Origin of the sequence: Paenibacillus jamilae, from assembly GCF_050482105.1 — a bacterium.
In the GTDB taxonomy this organism is placed as follows: domain Bacteria; phylum Bacillota; class Bacilli; order Paenibacillales; family Paenibacillaceae; genus Paenibacillus; species Paenibacillus jamilae_B.
On sequence record NZ_JBCNHI010000056.1, the window covers coordinates 1 to 4493 of the forward strand.

The 4493-nt window shown below is 43.8% G+C and carries 4 protein-coding genes and 5 tRNA genes; 6 read left to right on the top strand and 3 right to left on the bottom strand.

All coding sequences use genetic code 11. The annotated features are described in order from the left end of the window. The first annotated feature begins 33 nt into the window (after positions 1-33). The 5 genes from ABEW32_RS26210 to ABEW32_RS26230 all read left to right on the top strand — a co-directional run bounded on the left by ABEW32_RS26210 (position 34) and on the right by ABEW32_RS26230 (position 461). Positions 34-121, top strand: a tRNA-Leu gene (locus tag ABEW32_RS26210). Positions 122-127: 6 nt separating this feature from the next. Beyond that, positions 128-202: transfer RNA gene (locus ABEW32_RS26215), tRNA-Gly, on the top strand. 5 nt (positions 203-207) lie between these two features. Beyond that, positions 208-284: transfer RNA gene (locus ABEW32_RS26220), tRNA-Arg, on the top strand. A gap of 23 nt (positions 285-307) precedes the next feature. Further along, a tRNA-Pro gene (locus ABEW32_RS26225) sits at positions 308-381 on the top strand. A 9-nt stretch (positions 382-390) separates the two neighbouring features. After that, a tRNA-Gly gene (locus tag ABEW32_RS26230) sits at positions 391-461 on the top strand. Between the two features lie 198 nt (positions 462-659). Here ABEW32_RS26230 and ABEW32_RS26235 read toward each other — a convergent pair. From ABEW32_RS26235 to ABEW32_RS26245, 3 genes are all read right to left on the bottom strand, one after another. Further along, positions 660-1763: a PAS domain-containing sensor histidine kinase gene (locus ABEW32_RS26235; protein ID WP_430193224.1), complete on the bottom strand. Its 1104-nt coding sequence runs from the start codon at positions 1761-1763 to the stop codon at positions 660-662. Further along, positions 1756-2409 carry a response regulator transcription factor gene (locus tag ABEW32_RS26240; RefSeq protein WP_430193226.1) on the bottom strand — a complete coding sequence of 218 codons (654 nt, stop codon included), beginning with the start codon at positions 2407-2409 and terminating at the stop codon, positions 1756-1758. Before ABEW32_RS26240 ends, ABEW32_RS26235 begins: the two co-directional genes overlap by 8 nt. Before the next feature lie 142 nt (positions 2410-2551). Beyond that, entirely contained in the window at positions 2552-3001 is a 450-nt protein-coding gene (locus ABEW32_RS26245) for a GAF domain-containing protein (RefSeq protein ID WP_430193228.1), read from the bottom strand. A gap of 297 nt (positions 3002-3298) precedes the next feature. On the opposite strand from ABEW32_RS26245, the gene ABEW32_RS26250 reads away from it, so the two are divergent. Continuing rightward, positions 3299-4039 (top strand): Crp/Fnr family transcriptional regulator, encoded by a 741-nt coding sequence (locus ABEW32_RS26250; RefSeq protein ID WP_430193230.1) that lies wholly within the window; start codon positions 3299-3301, stop codon positions 4037-4039. Positions 4040-4493 lie beyond the last annotated feature (454 nt).

Here is a 4493-nt window from a genome sequence, read left to right on the forward strand (position 1 = left end):
GTCCTTCATGGCTCACCATTTATAATTTATTTTGCGGTCGTGGCGGAATTGGCAGACGCGCACGGTTCAGGTCCGTGTGGGCTAACCCCCCGTGGAGGTTCGAGTCCTCTCGACCGCACCATATTTTGCGGACGTGGCTCAGCGGTAGAGCATCGCCTTGCCAAGGCGAGGGTCGCGGGTTCGATTCCCGTCGTCCGCTCCATATTTGCGCCCTTAGCTCAGCTGGATAGAGCGTTTGACTACGAATCAAAAGGCCGGGAGTTCGAATCTCTCAGGGCGCGCCATTTCTTTCAAAAAAGTATAATATCGGGATGTAGCTCAGCTTGGTAGAGCACCTGGTTTGGGACCAGGGGGTCGCATGTTCAAATCGTGTCATCCCGATACTGATTTGCGGGTGTAGTTCAATGGTAGAACTCCAGCCTTCCAAGCTGGTAGCGTGGGTTCGATTCCCATCACCCGCTTTTTGTTATAGCGGATTCTTGTTGCCTCAGTGGTGACACCTTATAAATAAAGAGAGCCTGTCTGGGGACAGAGCTCTCTCTTTTTTTGCTTATCTCCAAACATGTTACATAGTGTTGGCTATCGGTAATCATTGCATCGGTGTATTCCTCCTGTTCCTGTGGTGGATATACACCGATAACCGATCTAATTCACAGATTTTACACTGGAACGGTCAGTAGGATGGAAGTTCCTTGATTTGGAGCAGAGGTCATGCTCATAAAGCCACCTACTCCTCTAGCTCGTTCTTCCATGCTGAACAATCCAACTCCCTCTCCCTTGGATTGTTCAGAAAAGCCCATACCCTCATCCCGAATAGTCACTTGTATTGTTTCAACCTGATCCTCTACGTTAACATAAGCCTCTGCTACATCTGCGTATTTGGCTACATTCGTTAATGCCTCCTGCACAATCCTATAAATAGCTATTTCTTTTCGAATATCAAGACGTTTACGTAGACTGCATTGAAAATGTACTTCAATTCCGTAATGAGAACAGAAGTTTTCAATATAGGTTCTGATGGCTGGTACGACACCCAAATCATCCAGAACTGAGGGCCGAAGTTCCCATGCTAGGCCACGAACATCTTTAATGATGTCGGTTACCTGTGCACGCAGATTTTCCAGTGTAGCACTGGGATGTTCAGCTAGTTGGCTATCTAATTGAATAATGAGTGAAAAGAGGCTCTGCCCAATCCCATCATGAAGCTCCCTTGAAAAACGTTTACGCTCTTCCTCCTGTATTTGCATGACTTGCGTCATCATGGACTGAAGCTCTGCCTCTACTTTTTTTAGTTTGGTGACTTCATTACGGATCGCTAAGTACTGATAAGGCTTACCTTTCTCGTCCATAAATGGAACAATCGTAGTATTCACCCAGTAGTAGCTGTTATCTTTAGCCCGATTTCGTATTTCTCCCTGCCATACCTTACCTGAACGAATCGTAGTCCACAGGTTCTTCATGAAGGCTGGAGTATGGTAGCCCGAATTAATGAGACGATGATCCTGTCCGATCAATTCTTCACGATTGTATTGGGAAATTTCACAGAACTTATCGTTCACGTACTGAATAATTCCTTGATGATCAGTAAGAGCAACGATGGAAGACGCATCTAGAGCAAATTTGAGATTGGATAGCTGGTGGAGTGAATTACGCAGTACATGCAGAAAAGGGGAATCTGGTATATGAATTTCCAAATCATTCAGCAGTTTATCGGTTGACTCCCCAAAGGCTGGCAACAGTAGAGGGTTAGAAGGTTCATTCATAATGGAGCAGCCCCTTTTTCAGTGCAAATTTGACCAACTCAGGTCGCGTTTTCAAGTTAAGCTTCTCCATAAGGTTGCTTTTATGGGACTCTACAGTTTTGACGCTAATTACTAGGTGTTCGGCAATTTCCTTGTTGGCATATCCTTTGGCTACCCATGACAGGATCTCCTTTTCCCGCTCAGACAGGGATTCATACGGTCCGGCTATGCCCTCTTGTTTGATTTTGTCCAAATATTCACTCATCAGGCGTTTGGTTGCATTGGGGTACAGATAGGCACTACCTTCGGCCACAGATTGGATGGCAGCGAGTAATTCCTCGTGAGGTGCACTTTTTAAAATATATCCAGAGGCTCCGGCTTGAATGGCCCGGAATAGATATTCTTCATCGTCATGCATCGTTAAAATAAGCACTTCTGTATCTGGTAACTGTTTTTTTAATTCAGTGGTTGCCGTCAGACCATCCTTGCCAGGTGGCATACTAAAATCCATGAGCACAACATTAGGTTGTAGCTCCACCGCTTTGCGGATCGCTTCATCCCCGTCTGCTGCATCTCCTACTACCTTAATACCGTTTTTGCCGTCCAATAGGGCCGTGAGGCCAGAACGTACGACAACATGATCATCCACTACTAGTATACGAATCAATTAGTCATCCCCTCGAACGGTAAAAAACCGTGCGTTTTGTCATAATCATAGCAAATTTTAGGGATTTCAATCAACAGAGATAGTTAGATGAGCCGTTCATATTTGCTTATTTTTATGATTTTATTTTTTTTGAATTATCAATCTAGGGAGTGAGAGGAAGAGCACATAGCTGGCCAAGGCGATGAGCGACTTGAGTGGCCTTATCCACATCAGATTCGGTGAATGTTCTCACATCACGGTTGCCAAGAAGTAGCACACCGTCTGGCAAGTCCCCTGTACTGGAAAAGGGAATGGCTACTGCGGAATGTAGCTGCTCGGCCAGCATAAGCGCACATTCTTGACGTAATCGTATACTACCTGATATTAAAGCACTAACGGTCACGGTACGTCCTAGACGAACAGCCATCCCGGCAATCCCGTGCCCGACTTTAAAAGAGATTAGGCGATAGCGATTGCTTCGGCTGCCAGAGGCGTAATACCAATGCAGCTTACCCCCTGACTTGGACATAAATGCAAGAGCAGTGATATCTCCATAAACATGTTCTCGCAACTGGTTTAGTTCTTTTCGCATTTCATCCGTTATTTGTAGCATAGAAGACACATCCTTTTTCTTAACCAACTGTAGCTCTAGTTCATTGTAGTTCCGACAGGTGCAAAAGTAATTCAGGGAACCCCCTGATCTATAGGCGCAGGAACACTGACTTTTCATTAGACTGGGTAATCAATAAGAGGAGGGGCGATAAATGGGGCGTTAGCTGATTTTGGAAGTGATATTTATCACAGTAAATCAGGGAGTAGAGAGGTACAAAATCAGGTGTTCTCCCGATAACAACCCAGGCATCAAAACATTATGATAAGGATATCAGGTAAACACGAGGAGGACGCTAATATGCAAGCCACTTGTATGGAACGGTTTGGGGACGAAGCGCAACGCACGGGGATTCAGCTTTTTTTGACGGAAGAGCATTTTGAGCTGTTAAAGGATATCATGTCCTGGAAGAAGGTAAAGGCAGGCGTTATGCTGTTCCGGGAGGGTGATGATGCAGAGCAGCTTTATTATATACATTCGGGTCATGTTAAGCTCCGTAAATCAACAGAAGATGGTAAAGAGTTGATTCTGACTATTCAGCACCAAGGCGATTTGATCGGGGAATTTAGTGGAATAGATGGTGAAGAGTATAGTTGTACTGCAGAAACAGCCGATGTTTGTGAGTTAGGTGTCGTGTTTGTTAAGGATCTGGAGTTACTCCTGTCTAAAAATGGGGAAATGGCACTTCAGTTCATACAGTGGATGGCGATGAAGCAACGAATTATGCAATCACGGTTTCGCGATTTACTGTTGTATGGCAAAACAGGGGCACTAGCGTCTACACTGATCCGTGCAAGTAATACATGTGGTGTAGCTGTGAAGGATGGTATTTTACTGAATATGAAGCTAAGTCACTCCGAACTGGGTGAGATGATTGGAGCGACGCGTGAGAGCGTAAACCGGATGCTGAGTTCGCTAAAAGAGCAGGGAACCTTGGATACGAGAGATGGAAAAATCGTCATTCACGATCTCAAGGTGTTGCGTGCTATGTGTTGTTGCCCTTCGTATGGCCAATGTGCCCATGAGATTTGCAGACTATAAATTTAAGAGCTTGTTAGGCGGGGGTAAAAATACTCCGTCTAATTGTAAGTCTGCTGACAACAAGCGATAAAGAATCGAGTTATCGTAGATATCTAAAAAAATCGGTGGGGTTAGCGGAAAATTAACGAGATGGTGTTTTTAAATTAGCAATCGTTGTCTACTAGCAGCGGAGAAATTTAACAAAAGATTAATGTAAAATATTACAAGTTGTATTCTCTAGTAAAAAATGATATATTATTTTAGCTGACAACAAAACAGCCGTTTCAAATGAAGATAAGCAGGGTGAAATGATCTTCGAAATAAAAGAAAAAATAACCCTTGCATTTTTTAAACGAACATGATATGATCTTATAGCTGCTGAAAAACGTAGCGAAAAAGAATTTGATCTTTGAAAACTGAACAACGAGTGAGTAAATGATTTTGTTCGCAAAATCAACAATGAGATATTTTATCT

Coding starts and splice junctions, on each gene's coding strand:
- ABEW32_RS26235 (WP_430193224.1), bottom strand. CDS start 1,763: ATGAATGAACCTTCTAACCCTCTACTGTTGCCAGCCTTTGGGGAGTCA.
- ABEW32_RS26245 (WP_430193228.1), bottom strand. CDS start 3,001: ATGCTACAAATAACGGATGAAATGCGAAAAGAACTAAACCAGTTGCGA.
- ABEW32_RS26250 (WP_430193230.1), top strand. CDS start 3,299: ATGCAAGCCACTTGTATGGAACGGTTTGGGGACGAAGCGCAACGCACG.